The following is a 26128-nucleotide window of genomic DNA, read 5'->3' as shown; positions in this document are numbered from 1 at the left end:
GGAGCGGCATACGGGCCGGAGACGAGGCCGGGCGGGGGAGCGGCATACGGGCCGAGGACGACGACGCCCGCCACGAGCGTGGCGGGAGTCGTCGGGAGAGCCTGGGGCTCAGGGACGGGTCAGGACTGGCTCAGCAGCTCGGCCAGCCGCACCAGGGTGGCCACGCCGAAGCCGGTGCCGCCCTTGGGGGTGAACCCCCGGGGACCCTGCTCGTTGAAGGAGGGGCCGGCGATGTCGACGTGCGCCCACGGGATCGCCTCGCCGTCCACCTGCGGGACGAACTCCTGCAGGAAGAGGCCCGCGGTCAGCATGCCGCCCGCCGGGCCGCCCTTGTGCGCGATGTCGGCGACCTCGGTGTCCAGGCCCTTGCGGTAGGCCGCCGGCAGCGGCATCGGCCACAGGTCCTCGCCCATGTCGTCCCCGGCCGAGCACACCCGGGTGCGGAACTCGTCGTCGTTGCCCATGACGGCCGCGACCTCGAGGCCGAGCGCGACGACCTGGGCCCCGGTCAGGGTGGCGATGTCGACGATGGCGGTGGGCGACTCCTCGCCGGCGAGGGTCATGACGTCGGCGAGCACCATGCGGCCCTCGGCGTCGGTGTTGAGGATCTCGACGGTCATGCCGTTGTGCATCGTGACGACGTCGGAGGCGCGCTGGGCCGACCCCGAGGGCATGTTCTCGGCGAGACCGAGCCAGCCGGTGACGCGGATCGGCAACCCGAGCTCGGCGATGGCGAGGACGGCCCCGGCGACGGCGGCGGCCCCGGCCATGTCGGACTTCATGTTGGCCATGTGGTTGGCCGGTTTGATGTCCAGGCCGCCGGAGTCGAAGGTCATGCCCTTGCCCACCAGCGCGAGGTGGGGGAGCTTGCTCTTCTTGCCGGCGGGGGCGTAGGAGAGCGACACGATGCGGGGCGGGTGGACCGACCCCTGGCCGACACCCACGATCCCGCCGAACCCGCCCTTGACGAGCGCCTTCTCGTCGAGGACCGCGACCTTGACCTTGGTGCCCGCGGCGCGCTGCTTGACGGAGTCAGCGAAGGTCTGCGGGTAGAGCAGGTTGGGGGCGGTGTTGACCAGGTCGCGGGCGTAGCCGACGGCCTGCGCGACGGCCGACGCGCGGCTCACGGCGGCCTTGACGGCCGAGTCGCGGCCTCGCTCGCTGACGATCGTGATGGTGTCGACGACGGTCGGGGCGTCGCTGGTGCCGCGCTGCGCCGTGAACCGGTAGGCGCCGAGCGCTGCGCCCTCGGCGACCGCGGCGACGTGGTCCGCGCTCGGCACGGGCAGGGCGACCGCGACGCGCTCGGCGTCGATGATCGAGCGCAGGGCCGCGCCGACGCTGCGGCGCAGCACGGCCGCGTCCAGCGCCTTCTTCTTCTCCGGGCGCGCGCCCAGGCCGACCACGACGACGCGGCGGGCGTCGAGGCCCGGCACGGCGACCAGGACGACCGAGGACTCGGCGGCGGCGGTGAACCCCAGGGCGGACAGCGCCGTCGTGAGGTGGTCGAGGGCCGCGGCGGGGAGGTCCACGGCGAGGGTGGGGGCGTCGCCGCCGCTGAAGGCACCGAGGACGACGACGTCCGCGGAGAGATCAGCGACGGAGCGAGCGGTGACGGCGAGCGAGGTCACGACGGCTCCTAGCGATGTAGCTGTGTGGTCGATGGCGACGACGTCACGCCCGGCGTGACGTCGTCGGGCCAACCTACCTCCCCCCGCGCCGGGTGGGCGGCCAGGCTTGTAAGGTCGGCGCCATGACGGAAACTTCACTGAAGAAGTCCCCCCTCCACGAGAGGCACGTCGCGCTCGGCGCCAAGATGGCCGACTTCGGCGGCTGGGAGATGCCGATCGAGTACCCCGGCGGCGGCGTGATCCGCGAGCACACCGCGGTGCGCGAGCGCGTCGGCATCTTCGACGTGTCCCACCTGGGCAAGGCGAGGGTCGTCGGCGAGGGCGCCGCCGACTTCGTCAACTCCTGCTTCACCAACGACCTGCGCAAGGTCGAGCCGCCCAAGGCGCAGTACACCATGTGCTGCGACGAGCAGACCGGCGGCGTCGTCGACGACCTGATCCAGTACGTCAAGAGCGACGACGAGGTCTTCCTCATCCCCAACGCTGCCAACACGACCGAGGTCGTGCGCCGGATGCGCGACAAGCTGCCCGAGGGTCTGGAGCTGACCAACCTGCACGAGGAGTATGGCGTGATCGCCGTGCAGGGGCCCCGCGCCGAGGACGTGGTCACCGCCCTGGGCCTGCCCACCGACCTGGAGTACATGTCCTTCGCCGAGGCGGAGTGGAACGGCCGTCCCGTCATCGTGTGCCGCACCGGCTACACCGGCGAGAAGGGCTACGAGCTGCTGCCGACCTGGGACAACACCCCGGCCCTGTGGGACGCCCTGGTCGAGGCGATGGCGCCGCACGACGGGCTGCCGTGCGGCCTGGGCGCGCGCGACACGCTGCGCACCGAGATGGGCTACGCGCTGCACGGTCACGAGCTGTCGATGGACATCACCCCCAACATGGCGCGCGCCGGCTGGGCCGTCGGCTGGGGCAAGGACGCGTTCTGGGGCAAGGAGGTCCTGGAGGCGCAGAAGGCCGCCAAGGACTGCCGCCTGTCCTGGGGCCTGAAGGTCACCGGCCGGGGCATCCCCCGCAAGGACTGCGTCGTCAAGGACGCCGAGGGCCGCGAGATCGGCGTCGTCACCTCCGGGACCATGTCGCCCACCCTCAAGCAGGGCATCGCGCTGTGCCTGCTCGACCGGGGCGCCAAGGAGGGCGACGAGGTCGTCGTGGACGTGCGCGGCCGCGAGGTCGCCGCCGTGGTCACGAAGCCGCCCTTCGTCCAGGGTGGTGCCGCGAGCTGATCGCCGGGTCGCCCCCTGCGGGGCGAGCCACCTCGCGCCGGGCCGGTCGTATGCCGACGGGCCGGGCGCGTGGCCATCCCCGCCGCTCCGTCGTGCTCCCCGCTAGCGTGGCCCCGTGCTGCGTGGATATCTGCTGGTGCTGGCGTCGGCCGTCGGGTTCGGGATCACCCCGCTGCTCGCGACGGTCGCCTACCGCAGCGGCGTGGACGTGTCCACGGTGCTGCTCTACCGGTTCGCGATCGCCGCGGTCGTGCTGTGGGCCCTGTGCCTGGGGCGCGGTCTGGTGCGGCGGCTCCCGGGGCGCACCCTGGCCGGCCTCGCCGCCGCCGGGTTCGCCTACTTCCTGCAGGCGGCCACGTACTTCTACGCGGTGCAGCAGCTCACGGCCGGGCTCGCGGCGCTGCTGCTCTACCTCTACCCCTGCCTGGTGGCCCTGATCACCGCCCTGGCCGCCCGGGCCGTGCCGTCCCGCGCGGTGGTCCTCTCTCTGGTGCTGTCCTTCGCCGGGATCGGGCTCGCGCTCGGGCGGGTGACCGGGGCCGGCACCACGTCGGGGGTGCTCGCGGGCGTGGCCACGGCGGCGTGCTACACGGCATACGTGCTGCTCACCGACCACCTGGGCGCGACGGTCCCGCCGCTGCTGGCGAGCGCCTGGGTGTGCACCCTCGCGACGGGCTTCATCGTGGTGGCGACGGCTGCGCTCGGCACCCTCGCCCCGGGCCGGGCGCTGCTCGCCCCCGCGGCGGTGGCGGGTGTCGGTCTGGTGGGCGGGGCGCTGGCGATCGCGACGTTCTTCGCGGGCGTGGCCGCCGTCGGCGCGACCCAGGCGTCGATCGTGTCGACGGTCGAGCCGATCGTCTCGGTGGTGGGCTCGGCGGCGCTGCTGGGGGCGGCCATGACCGGGTGGCAGTGGCTGGGGGCCGCCACGGTGCTGGCCGGGGCGGCGGTCGCGGTCCTGGCGCACGCCGGTCAGCAGCGCCGCGGGGAGGTCCCGCCGGAGGTCAGCGCAGCAGGCTCGCCGCCACGAGCGCGAGGCTGAGGGACACCTCGATCGCGGCGCCGAGCACGTCGCCGGTGATGCCCCCGAGGCGCCGCACCGCGCGCTCCACCACCAGCCAGCAGCCCACGAGTCCCGCTGCCACGCAGGCGAGCCCGGCCCACAAGGCGCTCGGCCCGGCCGCCACCACCGTCACGCCCGCGACCACGGCGAGCGCGGTCAGGGCCTGCCACCGCGCGACGCTGCCCGCCACCATGTCCCCGAGGCCGCTCGGGCGAGCGCTCGGCACCCCGCGCAGGCACGCCCACGCGAGGACGTGCCGGCTGGTCACCAGGGCGACCGCGCCGAGGGTGATCCCACCTGGTGCCGGGGCGAGGGCGCCCAGGCAGGCCGCCTGGACCAGCAGCGACAGTGCGATGGCGGTGGCTCCGGACGGGCCCACGTCGCCGGTCTTCATGACGGCGAGGGCCCGCTCGCGGTCATAGCTGGCCGACAGGCCGTCGGAGTAGTCGGCGAGGCCGTCCTGGTGCATCGCCCGGGTCAGCAGCACCCCCAGCGCCACCGCGACCCCGCCGGTGACCAGGGGAGGAGAGCCGGCCCACCGGGCGAGCAGCGCCCACCCGACCCACGCCGCCACCAGGGGCAGCGCGGCCAGGGGCGCCAGGAGCATCGCGGCCCCGGCGACCGGCCGGTCCACCCTGCGGGGCGGGGGCACCGGGACGGCTGACAGCGTGCCCCAGGCCAGACGCAACCCGTCGGCCCAGCGCCCGGCGCGGGCCGGGCCGGTCACGGCACCACCGGCGCGCCGGACAGGTCCAGCACCCGCCCGGCGACCACCAGGGCCACCCGGTCGGCGACCGCGGAGACCTCGGCGTTGACCCGCCCCAGCTCGTCCCGGAACATCCGCCCCGAGGCGTGCTCCGGCACGACCCCCCACCCGACCTCGTTGGTCACCAGCACCACGTCGCCAGGCGCGGTGGCCAGCGCGGACACCAGGCGGGACCGGGCGTCGGCCACGGCGGCGGCCGCCGCCGCAGGGTCGTCCCAGGCCACCGCGTCGTCGACGACGCGGGACACCCACGTGCCCAGGCAGTCGACCAGCACCGGGGTGGTGGCTGTGGCCACCACCGGGGCGAGGTCGGCGGTCTCGACGGTGGTCCAGGTTGCGGGCCGGCGCGCCTGATGGGCGGCGACCCGGTGGGCCCACTCCGGGTCGCCGTCACCGGGCGCCGGGCCCGGCGCGACGTAGACCGCGGGCCCGGTGGCGGGGACGAGGCTCTCGGCATACCGGCTCTTGCCGCTGCGCACCCCGCCGGTGACGAGCGTGATCATCGGGGCTCCTGGGGGTCGGGGAGGAAGGTCGCGGTCGCGTCGAACCGGGCCCGGCGGACCGCCCGGCGCAGCACCCGGTCGGTCGCGGGTCCCGCGAGCCACACCAGCACGGCCGTGAGCACGCCGCGGGGCACGTCCCAGCCGAGCGAGGTGAGGACGTAGAACGTGAGGTAGTGCGAGACGTTGGTGGCCACGTCGGCGCCGGGTACGAAGCCGGCGCCCTGGGGCGCGAGGGTGGTGGCGAGGAAGGGCCAGAACCAGAGGTTCATGACGAGACCGTAGGCGAGGCCGGCCACCAGGCCGTAGAGACCGAGCACGGCGCACCGCGCCCGGACCCCCAGCCGGGCGATCGGGAGCAGCCCGGCGACGAGCGCGACCCAGCCGCACGCGATCATCTGGAAGGGCACCCACGGCCCGATCGCGCCTGTGAGCAGCGCGCCCGTGAGCAGCGACAACGCCCCGACCACGAAACCGGGAGCGGGACCCAGGACCGCGCCGGCCAGCACCAGCAGGAAGAACATCGGCTCGAGGCCGGCGGTGCCTGCGGAGAGCACCCGCAGCCCGCCGCCGGCGGCGCACAGCACCCCCATCACGGCGACGGTCTTGGCGTCGAGCCCCTCGGAGGTGACCTCCGCGAGGCACACGAGCGCCAGCAGCCCCAGCAGCGCCGCGAAGACCCACGGCGCGTCGTGGGCGTGCGCCAGCACCGCGGGCGAGGTCGTCACGAAGGGCCACAGGAACGCCGCGGCGCAGACCACGCTCACGAGCAGCAGGGTGAGGGCGGGCACCACCCGCAGCCGGACCGTCACGACCCCGCCCGTATGACGCCCGCCCGCACCGCCGCGTCGACCGCGGCGGGCACGGTCAGGATCGGCAGGGGGTGCAGCACCTTGGCGACCTGGGGCGCGAAGGCGGTGGAGGCCGAGAGGATCTCGTCGGCGGGGCCGTCCGCGACGACCTCGCCCTCGGCGAGCACGACGACCCGGTCGGCGACGTCGGCGGCCAGCTCGACGTCGTGGGTCGCGAGCAGCACGCAGTGGCCCTCGCGCGCCAGCTCGTCGAGGACGGCGGTCAGGCGGGCCTTGGCGGTGTAGTCCAGCCCGCGGGTCGGCTCGTCGAGCAGCACCACGGGCGGCGCGGCGGTGAGGACGACGGCGAGGGCGAGGAGCAGCCGCTGCCCCTCGGACAGGTCGCGCGGGTGGCGGTCGTCGAGGCCGGGCGGCTCGGTCGGGCCGAGCAGCCGCGAGGCCAGGGCTCGGCAGGTGCCCGGGGTCGCCCCGAAGTCGGCGTCGGCCTCGCGGCACTCGCGTGCCACGGTGTCCGCGTGCAGCAGCGTCGCGGCGTCCTGGGGGACGAGGCCGACGTGGCGGACGAGCTCGCGGGCCCGGCAGCGGCGGGGGTCGACGCCGGCCACGCTCACCCGTCCCCGCCCCGGGCGCAGCGTGCCGGTGAGGACGCGCAGCAGGGTGGACTTGCCGACGCCGTTGCGCCCCATGAGCGCGACCACCTCGCCGGCCCGGGCGGTGAGGTCGACGCCGGCGAGCACCGCGCGGCCGCCCCGGACGACGGCGAGCCCCTGGACCCCGAGCCGGGTCTCCCCGGTGGGGCGGGGCGCGTGCCCCCCGCGGGTGGCGGCGCCGATGCGGTCCCGCACCGGGCGGACCGCGCGGCGGGCGTCCCGCACGGACAGCGGCAGGGGGGACCAGCCGAGGGCACGCCCGAGGCCGACGACCGGGGGGTGCACGGGGGAGCGGAGCATCGCGGCGGCCGGCGCGAGGACGTCGCTGCTGCGGCCGTCGGCGACGACCACGATGCCGTCGGCGTGGTGCACCACGCGCTCGAGCCGGTGCTCGGCGAGCACGACGGTCAGGCCCAGGTCGTGGACCAGCCGGGTGACGGAGGACAGGACGTCCTCGGCGGCGACGGGGTCCAGGGCGGAGGTGGGTTCGTCCAGGACCAGCACCTGCGGGCCGGCCGCGAGGACCGCCCCGATCGCGACGCGCTGCTGCTGCCCGCCGGACAGCGTGCGCAGCCCACGGCCGCGCAGCTCGGCGAGGCCGAGCAGGTCAAGCGTCTCCTCGACCCGGCGGCGCATCGCGGTGGGGGACAGCCCGATGGCCTCCATGCCGTAGGCGAGCTCGTCCTCGACGGTGTCGGTGACGAAGGACGCGGCGGGGTCCTGCACCACCATGCCGACGACGTCGGCGAGGTCCCGGGGCCGGTGGGTGCGGGTGTCGCGGCCGGCGACCCGGACCCTGCCGGAGACGGTGCCGCCGCTGAAGTGGGGCACGAGCCCGTCCAGGCTGCGCAGCAGCGTCGACTTGCCCGAGCCGGTCTCGCCGACGACCAGCACCAGCTCGCCCTCGTCGACGTGCAGGTCCACGGCGTCCAGGGCGGGCCCGGACGCCTCGTCGTAGCGCACGCTCCACCGGTCGACGTCGATCATGCGGCGACCTCGGTGCGGGGGCGGTCGGGGGTGTCCGCCGGTGCCTGCGGCCGGTCGGTCGGCGACCCGAGCGCCTCGTCCGCGGGGTGGTGGCCGGTACGGGTGCCGCCGGGGGCGTGGCTGGCCGGCAGCGGGGGCGCCGCGACGCCGGCGCCGGCGGCCACCAGCACTGCCAGTAGTGCGGCGGGCACCAGCGGCGGCGGGGCGAGCGGCACGGTCGGCATGGCCAGGCCGGCAGCACCCGTGGCGGCCAGCACCGCCAGGACCACCGCGGGGGCGAGCCCGGCCGCGGTGACGGCCCACTCCGCCCAGCCCCACCGGTCGCGGCGGTAGCGGGTGCGGGTGTCGGTCTGCGCGCCCAGCCACAGCGTGGTGCCCGACAGGAGCACCCCGGCGGCAAGCAGCGGCCAGCCGTATGCCGAGGCGACCGACCCGTCCAGCAGCGCGTAGAGGCCCCCGACCAGGCCGATCAGGCCGAGCACCGTCACCGCGCCGGCGGCCCGGCGGCGTCGGGTGGCCCCGAGCGCGTGGCGCCCGTAGCCGCGCGCCTCCATCGAGGCGGCGAGGTCGAGGGACCGGTCGAAGGCGGCCTCCAGCACGGGGACGACGGTGCGGGACAGCTCGCGCAGGCCGCGCCCGTCGTGCCCCCGCAGGCGGCGGGCGGCCCGGACGGCGCGGGCGTCGACGACCATGCGCGGTGCGAAGGACAGCGCGACGACCACGGCGGTGCCCACGTCGTACAACGTCGCCGGGACGTGGCGCAGCAGCCGTCGCGGGGACGCCAGCGCGTTGGCCGCGCCGATGGCGACGAGCATGGTCGCGAGCTGCAGCCCCTGCCACAGCGAGGCGAGGATCCCCTCGAGCGACACCGGTCCGCCGAGCCGGACGCTGCCCGCGGCCTCGGGCAGCGGCACCCGCGGCAGGGTCACCAGCACCGTGGGCCCCGCGACGCCACCCCCGAGCACGACGCCCAGGCCGACCCGCAGCGCCAAGGCGACCAGGCCGAGCGTGACGAAGAAGCCGAGCGGTGCGTCGGCGTGCGGGTCCTCGCGCAGCGCCACGACCAGCACGGCCACGGCGACGATCGCCAGCAGCACGAGCGGGTTGTCCGTCCGGGACGCCGCGGCGGCGAGGCCGAGCGCCCACAGCCACCAGGCCATGGGGTGCAGCCGGCGCGGGACCCGCCACGTCCCGGAGGGCCGGGACACCGTCAGCGCTCGTCCGCGCGGCGCCGGCGGGACATCGCGAAGGCGGCGGCCGCCAGCGCGGCGAGGACGACGACCCCGGAGACGACATACGTCGTGGTGCTCGACGAGGAGGTGCCGGACGACGACGAGGGCGCGGAGGACCCTCCGGTGGCCGAACCCGACGCAGACGCCGAGCGGTCCCGGACGGCGATGGTGGCGGGCTCGTCGGCGGCCCGGGCGGCCGCGGTCATGTCCTTGACGACGTCGCTGCACCCGCTCGCGGGGTAGCCGTCGATGCCGCACACCATCGACTTCTCGACGCGCGGCTGGGCGGCGGCGCCCAGGACCTGGACGGCGGTCGCCGCCGGGTCGACGGTCACGCAGGTGGCGTAGGGCGCGGGGACCTGGGTCTCGGGCCTGGCCGCGTCCGCGCCGCGGCCGAAGTCGACCACCACACCGACCCGCTTGCGGCCGGCCGCGGCCGGCGTGGAGCCGCAGACCTGCGCGAAGGTCATGATCGCCCGCGGGTTGCGCGGGGTGGACATGTCGCTCACGGCGTAGCGGAAGCCCTCGACGGTCCCGTCCGCGGGCGTCGTGGCGGCCGGGCCGGTGGTCGCGAAGGACCAGGTGCTGCCCGACAGGTGGTAGTAGCCCCAGTAGCGGTAGGCGTCGGCGGCGTGCGCCGGCAGCGTCCCGAGCAGCGGGAGCAGCAGGCCGAGCAGCGCGGCGAGGACACCGGTGCGGAGGGAGGAGCGGGACACGGGGCGACCTTCCTGGCGGGCAGCAGCCGCCCGGGTCACCGGGTGGGCCCCACCCGCATGCCACGACGGATAGATGGAGCCGAGGCGTGGGGCGGGCGGTCCGGCTCGCCCATGGGTGCGGGCTCACGGTTGCGGGTCAGCGCCGGAGTCGCACCGGCTTCCCCACCTGCACGGTCGGTGACGAGAGCCTACCAAGCGCCAGGCGTGGGCCCCGGCAGGGGGTGCGTCGGGGCCCGATCAGGGGTAGACCCGGGTGAACCCCCTGCTGGGCCCATGTCCAGACCCAGGCTCACCCGGTAGGTTGCTGGTAGCAGGCGGTGCCCGCCCGGGCGCGCCTGGCAACCGATGCAAGGGGGAAGCACGATGCACAAGGGCACCACGATCGTCGCCGGCCTGGTCGCCGTGCCGCTGCTGGCCGGGTCGCTGGCCGCGTGCGGTGGTAGCAAGGCGGAGCCCGGCTCCGCCAAGGCGGCGGCCCAGGGGGGCGACGCCAAGTCCCGGTTCCTCGCGGCCGTCGACAAGACGCAGGACACCCAGAAGCAGCGCATGACGCTCAAGCTCGACACGTCGCCGGAGAACCTCGTCAAGCTCGCCGCGAGCGGTGCGAAGTCCGGGTCGACGTCCAAGCCGATGGATCCCAAGATCGCCAAGCTGATCGCCTCGTCGCAGCTGGTCATGGACGTGCGCTCGACCGGCAAGTCGCTCAAGGAGGAGACCGACCAGTCCAAGGTCAACATGGCCATGGCGTGGAAGACCGACTCCGACCTGGTCAACTTCGTGATGGCCAACCAGAGCGCCTACTTCAAGCTGGACCTCGCCAAGATCGCCGACCAGACCGGCGCCTTCAAGATGAGCGACGTGCAGCCGATGCTGTCCTCGGCCCCCGCGTGGGTGCAGGACGCCATCAACGGCCGGTGGGTGGGCTTCGAGAAGGCCACGCTGGAGCAGCTGGCGAAGTCGGGCGGGGCCAACGTCAACGCCGCGGCGGGGGCGATGTCCCCGGAGCAGAGCAAGCAGCTGGCGGACGCCATGCGCAAGAACCTCGACGCCAACGCGACCTTCACCGGTGACGGCGACGACATCAAGGGCGAGATCAAGCTGAAGCCCTTCGCCGAGGCCACGATCAACGACCTCAAGCGGATCGCGCCGAAGCAGTTCGACGAGGCCACCAGCAAGAAGATGCTGGAGGGTCTCGGTCAGCTCAAGCAGGGCTCGGCGCTCACCTTCGACAGCACCCTGTCGGACGGCAAGCTGAAGTCCGTCCGCATGGACGTCATGCAGGCGCTCGGCTGGGTGGACGAGTCCAAGCTCAAGACCGATAAGGACAAGCAGGAGTTCACGCAGCTGAAGTCCCAGAACCCCAGCCTGCCGGTGGCCGTGGAGTACTCCGAGCCCGACCAGGACGTCTCGGCGCCCTCCGGGGCCCGCGTGGTGACCCAGGCCGACCTGCAGCAGCTCATGGGTGGGGCGCGCGGCGAGATGACCCCGGCGCCCACGCCGACCTCCTGACCGAGCCGGCCACGCCTGCTCGCGAGCCCGTCCCCGACCGGGGGCGGGCTCGCGCGCACCCCGGGCCGGTCGCCGGTGGCAGGATCGACCCGTGGCTACGTTGGTCGTCGGGGTGGGGACGCGCGCGGGTGCACCGGCCGGTGACCTGGCGCGCCTCGTCGACGCGCTGCTGCGCGACCTGGGCGCGGGCGCAGGCAGCGGGCCGGGTGAGCCGGCCCGCGTGGGCTGCGTCGCCACGGCCGAGCGCAAGGCGGCTGAGCCCGCGATCGTCTCCCTCGCGGCCCACCTCGGCGTCCCGCTCGTCACGTATGCCGACCCCCAGCTCGCCGCCCAGCCCGTCGCGGCTGCCAGCGCCACCGTCGCCCGTCGGGTGGGGGTCCCGAGCGTCGCCGAGGCCGCGGTGCTCACCTCGGGGTGCGCGGTGCTCGGGCGGGCGCGGTCGAGCACCGCGGTGGTCGTCGTGGGCCGGCGTGAGGGCGCCCCGGGCGCCGGATAGGGTGAGCGGGTGCAGACGGGTGAGCGGGTGGCGTGGTGGCCGCGGGCGGCCGGGCTCGTCCTCGGGCACCTCGCGGACGTCGTGCTCGCCGACCCCCGGCGCGGTCATCCGGTGGCGGCCTTCGGCCGGGCGGCGACGTGGGTCGAGCGCGCCACCTACCGCCCCGAGCGGGGCGCGGGCGTCGGGCACGTAGCGGTGCTCGTGGTGCCGTGCGTCGCCGTCGCCGCACTCGCCGAGCGCCGGCTGCGACGACGGCCGGCGGCGCGGGCCGTCACCACCGCGGTCGTCACCTGGGCCGTGCTCGGCGGCACGAGCCTGGGTCGGGAGGGAGCCGCGATGAGCAGGCTGCTGACGGCCGACGACCTCCCCGGCGCGCGGCGACGGCTCGGGCACCTGTGCTCCCGGTCGGCCGACGACCTGGACGTCGCCGAGCTGGCGCGGGCGGCCACGGAGTCGCTGGGGGAGAACACCTCCGACGCCGTCGTCGCCCCGCTCCTGTGGGGTGCCGCCCTGGGCCTGCCCGGCCTCGTCGGCTACCGCGCGGTCAACACGCTCGACGCGATGGTGGGCTACCGCAACGATCGCTACCGCGAGTTCGGTTGGGCCGCAGCGCGGCTCGACGACGTGATCAACTACCTGCCGGCCCGGGCGTGCGCCCTGCTGGCCACGGCGCTGGCGCCACTGACCGGCGGCGACCCGCGCGAGTGCCGGCGGGCCTGGCGCGAGGACGCGCCCCACCACCCCAGCCCCAACGCCGGGCCGGTCGAGGCCACCTTCGCCGGCGCCCTCGGCGTCCGCCTCGGTGGCAGCAACCGCTACGACGGTCACCGGGAGGACCGCGGCACGCTGGGGCGCGGCCGACCCGTCGTCGTGGCCGACCTGGCCCGGGCGGTGCGGCTGTCCCGGGCCGTCGGGACGGCGGCCCTCGGGGTCGCGGTGGTGGTCGCGGCGGTGGCGGACGGCATACGGGACCGCAGGGTCGGCGCGCGAGGCGCCACGAGCGCAGGAGGACTCACGTGACCCGCGGGCTGCTCGTCGCCGGCACCACCTCCGACGCGGGCAAGTCCCTCGTCACCGCGGGGATCTGCCGCTGGCTGGCCCGCGAGGGGGTGCGGGTGGCGCCGTTCAAGGCGCAGAACATGTCCAACAACTCCATGGTCTGCCCCGACGGCGCCGAGATCGGGCGGGCGCAGTGGGTGCAGGCCCTCGCCTGCGGCGTCACCCCCGAGGCGGCCATGAACCCGGTCCTGCTCAAGCCCGGCTCGGACCGCCGCAGCCACGTCGTCCTCATGGGCCGGCCCTGGGGCGAGCTGCAGGCGGGGGAGTGGGCGACGGGGCGTCGGGCGCTGGCGGGCGCGGCGTTCGAGGCATTCCGCGACCTCGCGTCGCGCCACGACGTCGTCATCGCGGAGGGGGCGGGCTCGCCCGCCGAGATCAACCTGCGCGCGGGCGACTACGTCAACCTCGGTCTGGCTCGGGCCGTCGACCTGCCCGTCGTGGTGGTCGGCGACATCGACCGCGGCGGGGTGCTGGCCGCGTTCTACGGCACGCTGGGGATCCTCGACCCGGCGGACCAGGCGTGCCTCAAGGCCTGGATCGTCAACAAGTTCCGCGGCGACCTCGGGCTGCTCGAGCCGGGGCTGCGGATGCTCGAGGAGCGCACGGGCGGGCGCCCGGTGCTCGGCGTCGTCCCCTACCTGCAGGACGTGTGGCTGGACTCGGAGGACGCGCTGGCGATCTCGGGGTGGCGGCATGCCGGGTCGGCCGCGGCCCGGCCGGTCACGGACGAGCCGCTGCGGGTCGCCGTGGTCCGCTTCCCCCGGGTCAGCAACGCGACCGACGTCGACGCGCTCGCCATCGAGCCCGGGGTGCAGGTGGAGGTCACGGCCGACCCCGCCGTCGTCGCCGCCGCGGACCTCGCGGTCCTGCCGGGGTCGCGGGCGACGCTGAGCGACCTGGCCTGGGCGCGCGAGCGGGGCCTCGACCGCGCGGTCGTCGCGCGCGCGGAGGCCGGGCGGCCGGTGCTCGGCATCTGCGGCGGCTACCAGATGCTCGCCGAGCAGATCGTGGACCGGGCCGGGGTCGAGGCCGGGAGCCCGGCCGAGGTCGCGGGGCTCGGGCTGCTGCCGACGCGGGTCACCTTCCAGACCCACAAGCACCTCGGGACCCCGACCGGGCAGTGGCACGGGCACCGGGTGCGCGGCTATCTGATCCACCACGGCGTCAGCGAGCGCACCGACCAGCCCCGGTCCGAGCGGTATGCCGAGACCACGCCCTTCCTCGACGGGTGGCACCGCGGGTCGGTGTGGGGGACCACCTGGCACGGCGCCTTCGAGAACGACGGCTTCCGGCGCGGCTTCCTGCAGGTGGTGGCCGAGCGGGCCCGCCCGGCGTGGCGGCCCGACCCGGGCGCCCCGGCCTTCGCCGAGCAGCGCACCGCGATGCTCGACCGGTTGGCCGACGCGATCGCCGACCACCTGGACACCCGTGCGCTGAAGGAGCTGATCGGACTGTGACCGCACCCGTGGTGGTCGTCGGGATCGGCGCCGACGGGTGGGCCAGCCTGGCCGACCGGGCCCGCGCCGCCGTGACCGACGCCGACGTCCTCGTGGGCAGCCCCCGCCAGACCGACCTGGTGGCCGGGCACCACGACGCCCGGGTCCTGCCGCTGCCGACCCCGCTCCGCGAGGGGCTGCGGCCGCTGCTCGACGGGCTGGGCGACGCCCGGGTCGTCGTCCTGGCCAGCGGCGACCCGATGCACCACGGCATCGGGCGCACCCTGGCGGAGCTGCTGGGCACCGACCGGGTCGACGTGATCGGGGCGCCGTCGTCGCTGTCGCTGGCCTGCGCCCGCCTCGGGTGGGGGTTGGAGGACGTCGACGTGGTGTCCGCGGTGGGCCGGCCGCTGCAGCGGCTCGCCGTGGTCGCGCACCCGGGCCGACGCGTCCTCGTGCTGTCCCGAGATGCGCTGACGCCCCAGGCGGTGGCCACGCTGCTGACCGAGCACGGCCTGGGGGACAGCCTGATGTGGGTGCTCTCGGACCTCGGCGGGCCGGCCGAGCGCGTCGTCGAGGGCGTCGCCGCCTCGTGGGACGCCGACCCCGGCAGCCCGCTCAACATCGTTGCGGTGCAGTGTCTCTCGTCATACGATTCGCTGGTGGGGCTGGTGCCGGGGCTCGCGGACGAGCTCTACGAGACCGACGGGCAGCTCACCAAGCAGCACGTGCGCTCCGCGACGCTGGCGGCGCTGCGCCCGGCGCCGGGGGAGCTGCTGTGGGACATCGGGGGCGGCTCCGGCAGCATCGGCATCGAGTGGCTTCGCGCCCACCCCACCTGTCGCGCCGTCACCGTCGAGCCCCGCCCCGACCGGGTCAAGCGGATCCGCCGCAACGCCGACCGGCTCGGCGTGCCCGGCCTGCAGGTCGTCGAGGGGCTGGCACCGGACGCGCTCGCCGGGTTGTCGCGGCCGGACGCCGTCTTCGTCGGTGGGGGGCTCACCGCGCCGGGGCTCGTCCCCGCCGTCCTGGACGCGTTGCGGCCCGGTGGCCGGCTCGTCGCCAACACCGTCACCCTCGACTCGGAGGCGTTGCTCTTCATCATGTTTCGCCGGTATGGCGGGTCGCTCACCCGGCTCGAGGTGTCGCACGCCGACGCGGTGGGGGGCTTCACGTCGTGGAGCCCGTCACGGCCCGTCACCCAGTGGTCCGTCGTCCGACCCGAGGAGCTGCCCGCATGACCGTCCACTTCATCGGCGCCGGACCCGGGGCGGCCGACCTCATCACCGTGCGGGGGCTGCGGCTGCTGCAGGCGTGCTCCGTCGTGCTCTACGCCGGGGCGCTGGTGCCGGAGGAGCTGCTGGCCGAGTGCCGGGCCGACGCGCGCCTGGTCGACACCGCCCACCTGGACCTGGACCAGATCACCGCCGAGATCGTCGCCGCCCACGAGGCGGGGCACGACGTGGCGCGGCTGCAGTCGGGCGACCTGTCGATCTTCTCCGCGCTGGCCGAGCAGGTGCGGCGGCTGGAGGCCGCGGGGATCCCCTACGCCATGGTCCCCGGGGTGCCCGCCTTCGCCGCGGCCGCGGCGGCGCTCGGGCGTGAGCTCACCGTCCCCACCGTCGGGCAGACCGTCATCCTGACCCGGCTCTCCCGCAACGCGTCGGCGATGCCGGAGCACGAGACGATCGCCAACCTCGGGGCCGCCCGCGCCCTGATTGCGCTGCACCTCGCCACCCACCTCGCCGACGAGGTGGTAACCGAGCTCGCCCCCCACTACGGGCTCGACTGTCCCGCCGCGGTGGTCGCGATGGCGAGCCGGCCGGAGCAGGTCGTGTGGCGGGGGACCCTCGGCGAGCTCGGCGACGCGGTGCGCGACCACGGGCTGCGGCGGACCGCGGTGATCCTCGTCGGGCAGGTGCTCGCGGCGTCGGAGTTCCGCGACTCGCACCTCTACTCGACCGAGCGGGACCGGCACGACTGCGCGCTGCCGCCCCCGATCACGTCCCGCTGACGGACCCCGCGGGTTCGGTGCGTCCGACGATCGTGCCGGCCCGGTCGATGCAGACCACGTCGACCTGCACCGGCGCGCCCTGTAGCACCTCCAGGGCGGTCCGGCGGGCGGCATACGCGACCTGGTCCCCGAGGGGGACGCCCGCGGCCTGGCACCGGGTGAGCGCCTCCAGGCCGGTGTTGACCTCGTGCAGGTCGGCCACGAGATCGGCTGGGGCGCCGGCCTGCTCGGCGAGCGACGCCAGGTGCGCCTGGTCCACCTGGGAGCGCCCGGAGTGCAGGTCGAGGTGGCCGGCCGCGAGCTTGGAGAGCTTGGCGAAACCGCCGCAGATCGTCAGCCGCGGGCGGGGGTGCGCTCGGAGGTACTTCAGGACGGCGCCCACGAAGTCACCCATGTCGAGCAGCGCCGGCGTCGGCAGGTCGTAGAGCTCGGTCACGACGCGCTCCGAGGTCGAGCCGGTGCAGCCCGCGACGTGCGGCAGGCCGAGCGCCTCCGAGACGTCGATGCCGCGGCGGATGGAGTCGATCCACGCCGCGCAGGAGTAGGGGACGACGACCCCGGTCGTGCCGAGGATGGACAGGCCGTCGACGATGCCGATGCGCGGGTTCCAGGTGTGGCGGGCCATCTCGACGCCCTGGTCGACGCTGACCTCGATGGCCACGTCGGGGTCGGGCGCCCCCTCGGCCACCCCGACGACCTCCCGCACGGCCTGACGCATCAGCTGCCGGGGGACCGGGTTGATGGCCGGCTCACCGACGTCGAGGGGCAGGCCCGGCAGGGTCACCCGCCCGACCCCGTGGCCGCCGCGGAAGACGACCCCCGTGCCCGGCGCGCCGTGCCGCACGCGGGCCCGGACGACGGCGCCGTGCGTCACGTCGGGGTCGTCGCCCGCGTCCTTGGTGACCGCGGCCTCGGCCCAGCCGTCGCCCCGGGCCTCCGCGGTCAGTGCGAACGCCGGCGTCCGGCCCTTGGGCAGCGTGATCGTCACCGGGTCGGGGAAGTCACCGGCCAGCAGCGCCGTCCACGCGGCCTTGGTCGCGGCGGTCGCGCACGCCCCCGTCGTCCACCCGGGTCGGAGCCCGGTGTGCTCCAGCTGCCCCTCGCGACCGCCCGTGACCTGCGCCATGGCGGCATTGTCGCACTGTGATGGGATGGGTCCCGTGACCAGTCGCGTGCTCCTCCTCGGCGGGACCACCGAGGCCCGTCAGCTGGCGGCGCTCCTCGCGGAGCGCCCCGAGTCGTATGCCGTCCGCTACTCCCTCGCCGGGGTGACGTCCGCGCCGCGGGTCCCCGACGTCGTGGTCCGGGTCGGGGGCTTCGGTGGTGTGGCCGGGCTGACGGCATACCTCCGCGCGGAGCGCGTCGACGTGGTCGTCGACGCCACCCACCCCTATGCCGCCCGGATGAGCGAGCATGCGGCGCAGGCCTGCTCGCAGGTCGGCGTGCCCCTGGTGGCGCTGCGCCGGCCGGGGTGGGAGGAGCAGGACGGCGACAACTGGCACCGGGTGCCGACGCTCGCGGACGCCGCCCACATCGCGGCGTACCTGGGGCGGCGGCTGTTCCTGACGATCGGGCGCCAGGAGGTGGGGGAGTTCGCGTTCCTGCACGACACCTTCTGCCTGGTGCGGTCGGTGGACCCGCCTGCGGTGGTCCCGCCGTATGCCGAGGTCGTGCTGGCTCGAGGGCCGTTCCGCGTCGAGGGGGAGCTGGCGTTGTTGCGCGAGCACGCGATCGACGTGGTGGTGACCAAGGACAGTGGGGGCACGGCCACGGCCGCCAAGCTCGAGGCGGCGCGGCGGCTCGGCCTGCCGGTCGTGATGGTCGACCGACCGGACGTGGCGGACGTGCCGACCGTCGATGACCCCGAGGCCGCCGTGGCGTGGCTGGAGGCGCGGCGATGAGGATCATCTCGGCCGACGAGGCGCGATCGGCCTGCGCAGGCTCGGCACACGGGGAGCGTTCCGGGTGCGCCAAGGTGCGGCGACCGCCCTGGCCGTCCTGGTGGGGCTGACCCTCCTCGAGGACCTGCGCCAGGGCCAGGTCGGTGTCCGGTGGTGGATCCAGCTCGTGCTCGTCATCCTGCTCGTCTCCACGACGGTCCACGCCGTGCTGGAGTGGCGCTCACGGGCCCGACTTGCCCGCGCCCCAGGCGATCTCGCGGCGATGACCGTGGCCCCTGAGGTGCACACCACCCACCACCGCCTCGTCGGTGCCACCGGTGAGGTGTGGGATGTGCCGTGGTCCGGGGTGCACGCGACGACGGGCCAGCAGGTGTGGGTCACGCCGTTGGCTGCCGGGCGCCCGTGCTTCCTCGTCGTCCCGGGAGCCGGGCAGGTCCCCGTCGGTCATCACGGCGTCGCCGCCGCGTTGCGGTGGTGGTGGCCCGTGGAGAAGTCCTCGATGACCGAGACCCCGACCTCGGGGACGGCATACGTGAGGGTGTCGACGATGTAGTCGCGCTCGACGTCGATGTCCCGGTCGATCTTGTGGGTCACCTGGAAGGTGAAGAGGGACAGCCCGACCGAGCGGTCGTAGGTGCCGGCGGCGAGCCAGTCGACGCGGTGGCCGCCCGGCAGCAGCCACCCCGGCGGGCACGGCCAGAAGCGCACGTGGTGCCGCTGGGCGGGGTTGCCCTCGACCTCCTGCTGGTAGGCGAACGCCTGGATCTGGCCGAAGAGCAGCAGCGGGCTGACGGGCGCCTCGGGATAGCTGCGACGGGTGAGGGAGGACGACACGATCCGCGCGCTGGAGTGCAGGTCGACCGGGTCGGCGAGCACCCACCCGGCGCGTTGCATCGCGGCGTGGATCTGCTCGTCGCTGCCGGTCAACGCGAGGTTGACGGGATCACCCAGGAGGCCGTCGGCGGTGCGGGCCCGCCCGATGAAGTAGTCCGGGACGTAGATGGTGGTGAGGATCCGGTGCAGCCGCGGCAGCGCGAGGTAGGCCATCGCCGCCCAGAACACCAGCAGGTAGGCGCCGTGCACCAGGCTCGTCGTGCTCTCCCGCAGCAGCACGACGCCGAAGGCGAGGGTCAGCGCGGTGGCGACGGCGAAGAAGAGGTTCTCCAGCAGCCCGACGAGCCGGCGGCCGCACAGGCTGCCGTCGCTGCCCTTGACCGGCGGGTGGTCGTAGACCGGCTTGCGCACGCTCACGGGGTCGGCTCGGAGCGGCGGGCCTCGAGGTAGGCGTCCCGCACGTCCAGGTTGTCACGGACCTCGTCGAGGATCGGCTCGACGAACGCCGCGCGGTAGGCGGGGTCGACCCCGGCGGTGGCGATGAAGCTGAGCGAGCAGAACGCCGACAGCATCAGGCACACCTGCACGAGCGGCCGGGTGATCGGCAGCGGGGCGAGGGGACCGTCGAACTTCGCGGGTGCGGCGCCGATCCACTGCTTGGCCGTCTCCGCCGACACCGAGAGCTGCCCGAACGCCACGAAGAAGCAGAAGACCACCACGGCGAGCAGCGTGACCGGGATGAGCGTCACCATGACGCTGACCAGCAGCACGCTGAAGCGCTCGGCGCGCTGCAGCGGGTGCTCGTCGTGGTCGAGGTCCTCGTGGTGGTGGTGGATGACCCGCTGCAGCTCGTCGCGGGTGTTGACCACGGCGAGCGCGACGCCGAGCAGCCCCATCACGGCGAACGCGGCCCAGGTGCGCTGCATCGACAGCTGGGCGGCGACCTGCCAGATCTCGGCGTTGTAGAAGCAGAACAGCACGGTGATCATCAGCAGCGGCAGCACCCGGCTCAGCAGCGGGCCCAGGCTGGACAGCTCGCGCCAGGAGCGACGCGCGGCCCAGCTCAGCATGGACCCCAGACCCCAGTAGCCGGCGAGGAGCGTGACCAGGACCAGCACGATGCGTTCCACCATCGTCGGACCCTGCGCCAGGGCGGGGAGCAAGGGCTGTATGACGATCGCCGCCGTCGCCACGAGTGCCGTGACCGTGCGGCCATCGGCGGGACCCAGCGGCGCACCAGCCACGCCAGCCACCACAGGACCGGGCTCGCCGCGAGCACCAGCATCGCGATGGTGAGGGTGAGCAGGCGGGGGTCGTTGTCCGGGAGGTAGTAGTCGTCACCCTCCAGCCCGGCGAAGGCCGTGTCCGCCAGCGCGATGGACCCGAGCCCTACCGCCAGGGCCAGCAGCGCCGGGTAGCAGCGTCCGAGCAGGCCCTCACGGCGGGCGGCCGGCTCCAGCACGAGCGGCAGGCCCCGTCGGCGCAGCTGCTCGCGCAGGTGGTGTCGCTAGTCCATGCAGTGTTCCTCCCCAGGGCCGCCTCGTCGAGCGCGACCTTCGTCCGGCCCTCAACCACTTGCCCGCGTGACGCGTCCCCGAACTGATAGGTCCGAGGTCGTGGAGTCAATAGGGTACGCGGCATGACACAGAGTAGTCAGAGGCGGGGAGCTGTCATGAGCCGACTGCCCAAGGTCGCCGGAGCGGTCGTCACCTGGGGGGCGATCTGGTCGGTGCTGAGCATCTTCCTGCAGCGGTTCGACTGGCCGACGTGGGTGGACGAGGCGTTCGGGATCCTCGGGGTGCCGACGGGTCCCAACCTCTTCCTGGCCGCGCTGCTGCTCATCGTGGGGGAGGCGCTGCGTCGGGGGCTGCGCGTGGCGTGGGTCATCGCCATGCTCGTCGAGGCGTTCAGCGTCGTCGTCTACGTCTCGGGGCTGGGCTTCCTGGCCGCGGCCTACGGTGAGATCGCCACGGAGGTGAGCCCTGGCGACGAGAGCTCGCTGGACGTCTACATCGCCATCTCCGTCATCAGCGCGATCACCAGCGCCGTGCTCCTCATCATCTTCTGGCGCAAGCGGGCCGCCTTCCCGGCGCACCGGCCGGTGGGGTCCTTGCGCGAGTCGCTGATCATCCTGATCGGCGGCCTGCTCGCGGTGATCGCCCTGGTCTTCGCCCTGTCGTGGGTCGCGCACGGCAACCTGTCGGGCCCGAGCGAGGCGCTGTGGTGGACGATCCAGGCGACGCTCGGCTTCTCGCTGCCGCTGGGGCTGCAGCCGACGGCGCACAGCGCGTCCGCCTGGCTGGCCACGCTGGCCGGGGTCCTCGCGGCAGCGGTGCTGCTGATCGCGATCTGGCGCTTCCTGCACTCGGCGCGGCGGGCCGACCTGATGTCCGACCGCGACGAGCTCGCCCTCCGCGGGCTGCTCGCCCGCAACGGCGACCTCGACTCGCTGTCCTACTTCGCGACCCGCCGGGACAAGTCGGTGGTCTTCGCCCCCGACGGCACGGCCGCGGTCACCTACCGCGTCGTGGGGCCGGTGTGCCTGGCCTCCGGCGACCCGGTCGGGCCCGTCGAGGCCTGGCCCAAGGCGATCCGCGCCTGGCTGGAGCACACCCGGCACCACGCCTGGCACGCCGGGGTGCTGTCCGCCTCCGAGACCGGTGCGAGGGCGTATGTCGAGGCCGGGCTGCGGGCTCGCACCCTGGGCGACGAGGCCGTCATCGACGTCGACCAGTTCAGCCTCGAGGGGCGCGCCATGCGCCCCGTCAAGCGGGCCGTGGCCCGGGTCCGGGACGCCGGCTGCTCGGTGACGGTCTCGCGGCACGCGGACCTGTCCGCGGACACCCTCGCCGAGATCACCCGGCTCGCCGACGAGTGGCGCGGCGAGGGGCCGGACCGCGGCTTCTCCATGGCGCTCAACCGCATGGGCGACCGCAGCGACGGCCGCAACGTCGCGGTGGTCGTGCGCGACGCCGAGGGTCAGATCATCGCCGTGCAGTCCTTCGTGCCGTGGGGCACCCGCGGCCTCTCCCTGGACCTCATGCGCCGCTCCCCGTCCGCCGTCAACGGCGTCAACGAGGCCATGGTGGCGGCGCTGGTCGACGCGGCCCCCGACCTCGGGGTGCGCCACGTCTCCCTCAACTTCGCGATGTTCCGCTCGGTCTTCTCCGGCGCCGACAAGGTGGGCGCCGGGCTCGGGGTGCGGGTCGCGGACCGGATCCTCAACCTCGCGAGCCGGTTCTGGCAGCTGGAGTCGCTCTACGAGGCCAACGCGAAGTACCTCCCGCGCTGGGAGCCGCGGTTCGTCTGCTTCGAGTCCGCGTCGGTGCTGCCGCAGATCGGGCTGGCCGCCGGCGTCGCGGAGGGCTTCCTGCCGGGGCGGGCGATCCACGTGTCGCGGACCGGCGAGGACCTCGTGGTCGTGGACGGGGCCGAGCCCCGGCCGCTGGCCGACCTCATCATCGACCAGGACCGTGAGCTGCTCACCCCGCCCAGCCCGACCCGGCGCGTCAGCGAGCAGCAGAAGGTGCGCCTCGACAAGCTCGACGTCCTCCGGGACGCCGGGATGGAGCCCTACCCGGTCGGGGTGCCGCGCACCTGCTCGGTCGGGCAGGCGCTGGCCCAGGTCGGCCGCGACGGCGCGTCGCACCCGGTGTCCGTGACCGGGCGCGTCCGCTCGGTGCGCGACCTCGGCGGCGTCGTCTTCTGCGTCGTCGAGGAGCACGGCGCGCACATCCAGGGCGTCCTCGAGCGGGACGTCGTCGAGCCGCAGCTGCTTGCGCTGTGGCGGCATACGGTCGATGTCGGTGACCACGTGTCCCTGACCGGGCCGGTCGGCCGCAGCCGCAACGGCGAGCCGTCGGTGCTCGTGACCTCGTGGGCGATGGCCTCCAAGTGCCTGCGCCCCATCCCGGACTCCCGCACCGGCTTCACCAACCCCGAGGCGCGGGTGCGGCAGCGCTACCTCGACCTCATCGTCAACCGCGAGTCCACGCTGATGCTGCAGGCCCGGTCCCGCGCGGTCGCGGCGATCCGGCACGGGTTCGCACAGCGGGGCTACATGGAGGTCGAGACCCCCATGCTGCAGGCGGTCCACGGGGGCGCGAGCGCGCGGCCCTTCCGCACGCACATCAACGCCTACGACGCCGACCTCTACCTGCGCATCGCGCCCGAGCTCTTCCTCAAGCACCTGTGCGTGGGCGGGATGGACCGCATCTTCGAGCTCAACCGCAACTTCCGCAACGAGGGGGCGGACGCCACGCACAACCCGGAGTTCACCTCGGTGGAGGCGTATGCCGCCCACGGCGACTACAACACCATGCGGGAGCTGACCCGGGAGCTGATCATCGAGGTCGCTGCGGCCGTCCACGGCGAGCCGGTGGCGGTGCGGCCCGGCGCCGACGGCACGGTCGACCGGATCCGGCTCGACGGCGAGTGGCCCGTCGTCAGCGTCCACGAGGCGGTCTCGCGGGCGTCCGGCGTGGAGCTGACCTCCGCCTCCACGGTCGAGGAGGTCCGCGCGGTCGCGGACCGTCACGGCGTGCACCACACGTCGGCCATGACCTCGGGCGAGATCGTCCTGGAGCTCTACGACGAGCTCGTCGAGGGCCAGACGACGTTCCCGACCTTCTACACCGACTTCCCGCTCGAGACCTCGCCACTGACCCGCACCCACCGCACCGACCCGCGACTGTCCGAGCGGTGGGACCTCGTGGCCTTCGGCGCGGAGATCGGCACGGCCTACAGCGAGCTCGTCGACCCCGTGGACCAGCGCAACCGGCTCACCGAGCAGTCCTACAAGGCCGCCGCGGGCGACCCGGAGGCCATGGAGATCGACGAAGGCTTCCTCACCGCGCTGGAGTACGCCATGCCTCCCACCGGGGGCCTCGGGATCGGCGTGGACCGGCTCGTGATGATGCTGACCGGGGCCAACATCCGCGCCACGCTGGCCTTCCCCTTCACCAAGCCAAGCGAACGCGGCTGAGGCCGCACCCCCGGGCTGCATCATCGACGTGTCCGCTCTCCACCACGACGACGCCCTCGTCCTCCTGACGCGCCCCCGGCCGGCGAGGAAGCATCTCGCGGACCTGGGGCTGGTGGCGCTCGGGGCCTACCTCGTGGTGCGTGGAGGTCTCGACCTGGTGCGGGGAGCGATCGAGCCCTATGTCGTGGCCGGCGTCGTGGCCGGACTCGCGCTGGTGTTCGTCGGTCTGCGGACCCGTCACCGACGGAGGACGTCGCCGACGCAGTTCTCCGCGGTCAGGCAGCTGCACCACGTGCGCTACGAGCAGCACCGGCCGTCCGGCAAACGGATCCTGCGGGACAACGCAGGCCAGGCGTGGCTGCCCGTCAGCATCCCGCCAGGCGTGGAGTTCGGTGACCTGCTGTGGGCGACACCGATCCGCGACGGCGAGCCGTTCGCGCTGATCCCGCTGTCCGGCGCCGCGGTGCATCGGGTGGCCGCAGCGCACCGGTGGGTGGACGCCCCGCTCGGTCCGACCGGCCCCGGCTGATCGTGCTCGACCGGGCTTGCCAGCTCAATCGGCGGAGGTGCGTCGCCGGGCCCGCAGGACGATGTCGCGGTGGTGGTGGGCGCCTGCTCCGGCGGCCACGTCGCGCTCACGGCGCTCCCGCGTGACCACCTGCCAGGAGTCGTCGAGCACCTCGGCCACGTCGTCGGGGCCCACGTAGTCGTCCGGGTCGAAGCCATGGGAGAGGGACCGCTCGCGGTCGATGTCGGCGTGGTGCACCACGAGCAGCGTGCCGCCGGGGGCAACGAGATCGCTCAGACGGTGCTCGGCGGCCCGGTTCAGGGTGGCCTCGAGAGCTGGGTACAAGACGCTGACCAGGTCGAACGACGCCGGCTCGAGGTCGGCCTCCAGCAGGGGCGCGGCGACCCCGGTGATCGACATACCGGCCTGGCGGGCGGCGGCGGTGGCGCGCTCGACCGCCTTGGTGGAGATGTCCAATGCGGTCACGTCCCAGCCCTGGCCGGCGAGCCACACGCTGTCGGCCCCCTCGCCGCACCCGACGTCCAGGGCGCGGCCGGGAGCGAGGTCCCGGGCCTCGGTGACGAGGGCCTCGTTGGGGTTGCCGCTCCACACCTGCTCGCCGGAGTATCTCTCGTCCCAGTCCTGCGCGGTCTGCGCCATCGGCCGGCCCTGGTGGTGGTGCTCGTCCTGCTGCGTCATGACCGCCATTGTGCCCGGGCCGGACAGCGAGGCATCCAGGTGACGTCCAGCGTCTGGGGATGTGGGTCACTGATGCGGCGCAACTCCCAGCACGCCGGGAGAAGTCATGGCTCCTGGCGTGCAACTCGGACAGGGGGCTCCGGTCGTCGTCAGGGCAGAGTCAGGCGATCCCGCCGGTTCAAGAACGCACAGGGGGAAAACACATGCGTGCGACCGCACTTCGCATCGCGACCGGCGCCGTCCTGGCATCCCTGACGGCCTGCGGCACGGCCACGTCTGCCACCACGGCCGACTCGCCGGCAGCGTCGGCCATCAGCGCATCCGCGGCCCCGGCCGCCAGCTCGAGCGCAGCGTCGGCCGCCAACGTGTCCGCGGCCCCGGCCGCCAGCTCGTCCGGGACGCCCGCCGCCACCTCGTCCGTGCCGTCCGCCACGGGTCGGGCCGCTGCGAGCTCGTCCTCGGCCGCACCGTCGGCCACCCCCAAGGCCGCGACCACGCGCGCCACCACGACGGGCGCCCACATGACCCTCGCCAACCTGCCGGCCAAGCGCGACATGTGGTGGCACCGCGCCGGGGACTGGAAGATCTCCGCTCCCGACGACGGCAAGACCAACCTGGAGTTCTCGCCCTGCCTGCAGGGGGTGTGGGTGTCGCACGACGAGGTCGGCCGCAGCTATCACATCGGCAACGACGGCCAGAAGGCCGAGGCCATGGCCTTCCAGCTGCCCGACCGGGCATCGGCCGTCGCCGCCGAACGCCACATCCGGACGCAGATCGACAGGTGTGCCCTGACGGCGGGGGACGTCGGGCACCGGCAGCGGCCGACGTGGCACGACGTGCGCACGCGGGTCGGCCACGCCGGCTGGACCGAGATCATGCGCCCGGTCGACGGCTCGCACCCGGGCCAGGACTACGGGATCTTCGAGTCCTATGGGGTCTACCGCGACGGCAACCGGGTCGGCCTGGTGATCATGGACGTCGTCGGCCAGGACAACAACTGGGACACCGAGCCGGGCGGTCCGGTCGGTCAGCTGCACCCGATGATCCACAACGTCAAGGCGTCGGTCGAGCGGCTGCGCGCCTGACCGACGCGGCAAAGGAC

24 protein-coding genes, 1 pseudogene and 1 riboswitch are annotated in these 26128 nt (G+C 74.4%); of the genes and pseudogenes, 12 read left to right on the top strand and 13 right to left on the bottom strand.

The annotated features are described in order from the left end of the window. Window positions 1-119: 119 nt before the first annotated feature. A complete protein-coding gene (locus ADJ73_RS13825; RefSeq protein ID WP_050348752.1) occupies window positions 120-1631 on the bottom strand; it encodes a leucyl aminopeptidase in 1512 nt (503 codons plus the stop codon). A 122-nt stretch (window positions 1632-1753) separates the two neighbouring features. Here ADJ73_RS13825 and gcvT point away from each other — a divergent pair, with 122 nt between their 5' ends. Together gcvT and ADJ73_RS13815 are read left to right on the top strand one after the other, a co-directional pair. Continuing rightward, window positions 1754-2863: a glycine cleavage system aminomethyltransferase GcvT gene (gene gcvT, locus ADJ73_RS13820; RefSeq protein WP_050348751.1), complete on the top strand. Its 1110-nt coding sequence runs from the start codon at window positions 1754-1756 to the stop codon at window positions 2861-2863. Between the two features lie 115 nt (window positions 2864-2978). Next, on the top strand, window positions 2979-3902 hold the full coding sequence (locus ADJ73_RS13815; RefSeq protein WP_050348750.1) for a DMT family transporter: 924 nt from the start codon (window positions 2979-2981) through the stop codon (window positions 3900-3902). Here the strand turns inward: ADJ73_RS13815 and ADJ73_RS13810 are convergent. Genes ADJ73_RS13810 through ADJ73_RS13785 form a run of 6 tightly spaced genes read right to left on the bottom strand, consistent with a single transcriptional unit; the run spans window position 3865 to window position 9586 of the window. Continuing rightward, window positions 3865-4650 (bottom strand): adenosylcobinamide-GDP ribazoletransferase, encoded by a 786-nt coding sequence (locus tag ADJ73_RS13810; protein ID WP_050348749.1) that lies wholly within the window; start codon window positions 4648-4650, stop codon window positions 3865-3867. The two genes, ADJ73_RS13815 and ADJ73_RS13810, sit on opposite strands and share 38 nt — an antisense overlap. Further along, window positions 4647-5192 carry a bifunctional adenosylcobinamide kinase/adenosylcobinamide-phosphate guanylyltransferase gene (cobU, locus tag ADJ73_RS13805; protein WP_050348748.1) on the bottom strand — a complete coding sequence of 182 codons (546 nt, stop codon included), beginning with the start codon at window positions 5190-5192 and terminating at the stop codon, window positions 4647-4649. The genes ADJ73_RS13810 and cobU overlap by 4 nt, the downstream gene beginning before the upstream one ends. After that, window positions 5189-6001: an ECF transporter S component gene (locus tag ADJ73_RS13800; protein WP_050348747.1), complete on the bottom strand. Its 813-nt coding sequence runs from the start codon at window positions 5999-6001 to the stop codon at window positions 5189-5191. The genes cobU and ADJ73_RS13800 overlap by 4 nt, the downstream gene beginning before the upstream one ends. Beyond that, window positions 5998-7638 carry an ABC transporter ATP-binding protein gene (locus ADJ73_RS13795; protein ID WP_050348746.1) on the bottom strand — a complete coding sequence of 547 codons (1641 nt, stop codon included), beginning with the start codon at window positions 7636-7638 and terminating at the stop codon, window positions 5998-6000. Before ADJ73_RS13795 ends, ADJ73_RS13800 begins: the two co-directional genes overlap by 4 nt. Beyond that, on the bottom strand, window positions 7635-8846 hold the full coding sequence (locus tag ADJ73_RS13790) for an energy-coupling factor transporter transmembrane component T (protein WP_253272591.1): 1212 nt from the start codon (window positions 8844-8846) through the stop codon (window positions 7635-7637). The genes ADJ73_RS13795 and ADJ73_RS13790 overlap by 4 nt, the downstream gene beginning before the upstream one ends. 2 nt (window positions 8847-8848) lie before the next feature. Next, entirely contained in the window at window positions 8849-9586 is a 738-nt protein-coding gene (locus tag ADJ73_RS13785) for an SCO2322 family protein (RefSeq protein ID WP_156188243.1), read from the bottom strand. A 97-nt stretch (window positions 9587-9683) separates the two neighbouring features. After that, window positions 9684-9749, bottom strand: a riboswitch (cobalamin riboswitch). Window positions 9750-9949: 200 nt separating this feature from the next. On the opposite strand from ADJ73_RS13785, the gene ADJ73_RS13780 reads away from it, so the two are divergent. The 6 genes from ADJ73_RS13780 (at window position 9950) to cobM (ending at window position 16100) form a co-directional block, all read left to right on the top strand. Continuing rightward, window positions 9950-11095 (top strand): hypothetical protein, encoded by a 1146-nt coding sequence (locus ADJ73_RS13780; protein ID WP_050348744.1) that lies wholly within the window; start codon window positions 9950-9952, stop codon window positions 11093-11095. Between the two features lie 91 nt (window positions 11096-11186). Continuing rightward, complete coding sequence (locus ADJ73_RS13775; RefSeq protein WP_082177010.1) at window positions 11187-11591, top strand: cobalamin biosynthesis protein; 405 nt, start codon at window positions 11187-11189, stop codon at window positions 11589-11591. Between the two features lie 9 nt (window positions 11592-11600). Beyond that, complete coding sequence (locus ADJ73_RS13770) at window positions 11601-12611, top strand: cobalamin biosynthesis protein (RefSeq protein WP_253272590.1); 1011 nt, start codon at window positions 11601-11603, stop codon at window positions 12609-12611. Beyond that, window positions 12608-14107 (top strand): cobyric acid synthase, encoded by a 1500-nt coding sequence (locus tag ADJ73_RS13765; RefSeq protein ID WP_050348742.1) that lies wholly within the window; start codon window positions 12608-12610, stop codon window positions 14105-14107. The genes ADJ73_RS13770 and ADJ73_RS13765 overlap by 4 nt, the downstream gene beginning before the upstream one ends. Continuing rightward, window positions 14104-15327 (top strand): precorrin-6y C5,15-methyltransferase (decarboxylating) subunit CbiE, encoded by a 1224-nt coding sequence (gene cbiE, locus ADJ73_RS13760; protein WP_216593640.1) that lies wholly within the window; start codon window positions 14104-14106, stop codon window positions 15325-15327. Before ADJ73_RS13765 ends, cbiE begins: the two co-directional genes overlap by 4 nt. Continuing rightward, window positions 15324-16100, top strand: coding sequence for a precorrin-4 C(11)-methyltransferase (gene cobM / locus ADJ73_RS13755; RefSeq protein ID WP_050348741.1), 777 nt, complete (start codon window positions 15324-15326; stop codon window positions 16098-16100). The genes cbiE and cobM overlap by 4 nt, the downstream gene beginning before the upstream one ends. Here cobM and ADJ73_RS13750 read toward each other — a convergent pair. Continuing rightward, window positions 16087-17226, bottom strand: coding sequence for a cobalt-precorrin-5B (C(1))-methyltransferase (locus tag ADJ73_RS13750; RefSeq protein WP_050348740.1), 1140 nt, complete (start codon window positions 17224-17226; stop codon window positions 16087-16089). The genes cobM and ADJ73_RS13750 overlap by 14 nt on opposite strands. A 25-nt stretch (window positions 17227-17251) precedes the next feature. Here ADJ73_RS13750 and ADJ73_RS13745 point away from each other — a divergent pair, with 25 nt between their 5' ends. Further along, on the top strand, window positions 17252-18001 hold the full coding sequence (locus ADJ73_RS13745; protein ID WP_050348739.1) for a cobalt-precorrin-6A reductase: 750 nt from the start codon (window positions 17252-17254) through the stop codon (window positions 17999-18001). 427 nt (window positions 18002-18428) lie between these two features. On the opposite strand, the pseudogene ADJ73_RS13740 reads toward ADJ73_RS13745, so the two are convergent. The 3 genes and pseudogenes from ADJ73_RS13740 to ADJ73_RS17050 all read right to left on the bottom strand — a co-directional run. Beyond that, window positions 18429-19195: pseudogene (locus tag ADJ73_RS13740) on the bottom strand (LssY C-terminal domain-containing protein); the annotation flags it as partial. Between the two features lie 53 nt (window positions 19196-19248). Beyond that, window positions 19249-19968: a hypothetical protein gene (locus ADJ73_RS13735; RefSeq protein ID WP_156188242.1), complete on the bottom strand. Its 720-nt coding sequence runs from the start codon at window positions 19966-19968 to the stop codon at window positions 19249-19251. Further along, window positions 19899-20297: a hypothetical protein gene (locus tag ADJ73_RS17050; RefSeq protein WP_156188241.1), complete on the bottom strand. Its 399-nt coding sequence runs from the start codon at window positions 20295-20297 to the stop codon at window positions 19899-19901. The genes ADJ73_RS13735 and ADJ73_RS17050 overlap by 70 nt, the downstream gene beginning before the upstream one ends. A 210-nt stretch (window positions 20298-20507) precedes the next feature. On the opposite strand from ADJ73_RS17050, the gene lysX reads away from it, so the two are divergent. After that, complete coding sequence (lysX, locus tag ADJ73_RS13730) at window positions 20508-23819, top strand: bifunctional lysylphosphatidylglycerol synthetase/lysine--tRNA ligase LysX (RefSeq protein WP_253272589.1); 3312 nt, start codon at window positions 20508-20510, stop codon at window positions 23817-23819. Window positions 23820-23847: 28 nt separating this feature from the next. After that, window positions 23848-24348 (top strand): hypothetical protein, encoded by a 501-nt coding sequence (locus tag ADJ73_RS13725; RefSeq protein WP_050348736.1) that lies wholly within the window; start codon window positions 23848-23850, stop codon window positions 24346-24348. Between the two features lie 24 nt (window positions 24349-24372). Here the strand turns inward: ADJ73_RS13725 and ADJ73_RS13720 are convergent, their stop codons facing one another. Next, entirely contained in the window at window positions 24373-25026 is a 654-nt protein-coding gene (locus ADJ73_RS13720) for a class I SAM-dependent methyltransferase (RefSeq protein ID WP_253272588.1), read from the bottom strand. Between the two features lie 178 nt (window positions 25027-25204). Then, window positions 25205-25549 carry a hypothetical protein gene (locus ADJ73_RS13715; protein ID WP_050348734.1) on the bottom strand — a complete coding sequence of 115 codons (345 nt, stop codon included), beginning with the start codon at window positions 25547-25549 and terminating at the stop codon, window positions 25205-25207. Between ADJ73_RS13715 and ADJ73_RS13710 the strand changes: the two genes are divergently transcribed. Next, window positions 25548-26111, top strand: a complete 564-nt coding sequence (locus ADJ73_RS13710; protein WP_050348733.1) for a hypothetical protein — start codon at window positions 25548-25550, stop codon at window positions 26109-26111. The two genes, ADJ73_RS13715 and ADJ73_RS13710, sit on opposite strands and share 2 nt — an antisense overlap. Window positions 26112-26128: the final 17 nt, after the last annotated feature.

The organism is Arsenicicoccus sp. oral taxon 190 (assembly GCF_001189535.1).
Classification (GTDB): Bacteria; Actinomycetota; Actinomycetes; order Actinomycetales; family Dermatophilaceae; genus Arsenicicoccus.
Note: the sequence above shows the minus strand (reverse complement) of the source record. Positions and strands in the feature narration are given on the sequence as shown.

Coding starts and splice junctions, on each gene's coding strand:
- gcvT (WP_050348751.1), top strand. CDS start 1,754: ATGACGGAAACTTCACTGAAGAAGTCCCCCCTCCACGAGAGGCACGTC.
- cobU (WP_050348748.1), bottom strand. CDS start 5,192: ATGATCACGCTCGTCACCGGCGGGGTGCGCAGCGGCAAGAGCCGGTAT.
- ADJ73_RS13795 (WP_050348746.1), bottom strand. CDS start 7,638: ATGATCGACGTCGACCGGTGGAGCGTGCGCTACGACGAGGCGTCCGGG.
- ADJ73_RS13780 (WP_050348744.1), top strand. CDS start 9,950: ATGCACAAGGGCACCACGATCGTCGCCGGCCTGGTCGCCGTGCCGCTG.
- cobM (WP_050348741.1), top strand. CDS start 15,324: ATGACCGTCCACTTCATCGGCGCCGGACCCGGGGCGGCCGACCTCATC.
- ADJ73_RS13750 (WP_050348740.1), bottom strand. CDS start 17,226: ATGGCGCAGGTCACGGGCGGTCGCGAGGGGCAGCTGGAGCACACCGGG.
- ADJ73_RS13745 (WP_050348739.1), top strand. CDS start 17,252: ATGGGTCCCGTGACCAGTCGCGTGCTCCTCCTCGGCGGGACCACCGAG.
- ADJ73_RS13735 (WP_156188242.1), bottom strand. CDS start 19,968: ATGGTGGAACGCATCGTGCTGGTCCTGGTCACGCTCCTCGCCGGCTAC.
- lysX (WP_253272589.1), top strand. CDS start 20,508: ATGAGCCGACTGCCCAAGGTCGCCGGAGCGGTCGTCACCTGGGGGGCG.
- ADJ73_RS13720 (WP_253272588.1), bottom strand. CDS start 25,026: ATGACGCAGCAGGACGAGCACCACCACCAGGGCCGGCCGATGGCGCAG.
- ADJ73_RS13710 (WP_050348733.1), top strand. CDS start 25,548: ATGACCCTCGCCAACCTGCCGGCCAAGCGCGACATGTGGTGGCACCGC.
- ADJ73_RS13715 (WP_050348734.1), bottom strand. CDS start 25,549: ATGTGGGCGCCCGTCGTGGTGGCGCGCGTGGTCGCGGCCTTGGGGGTG.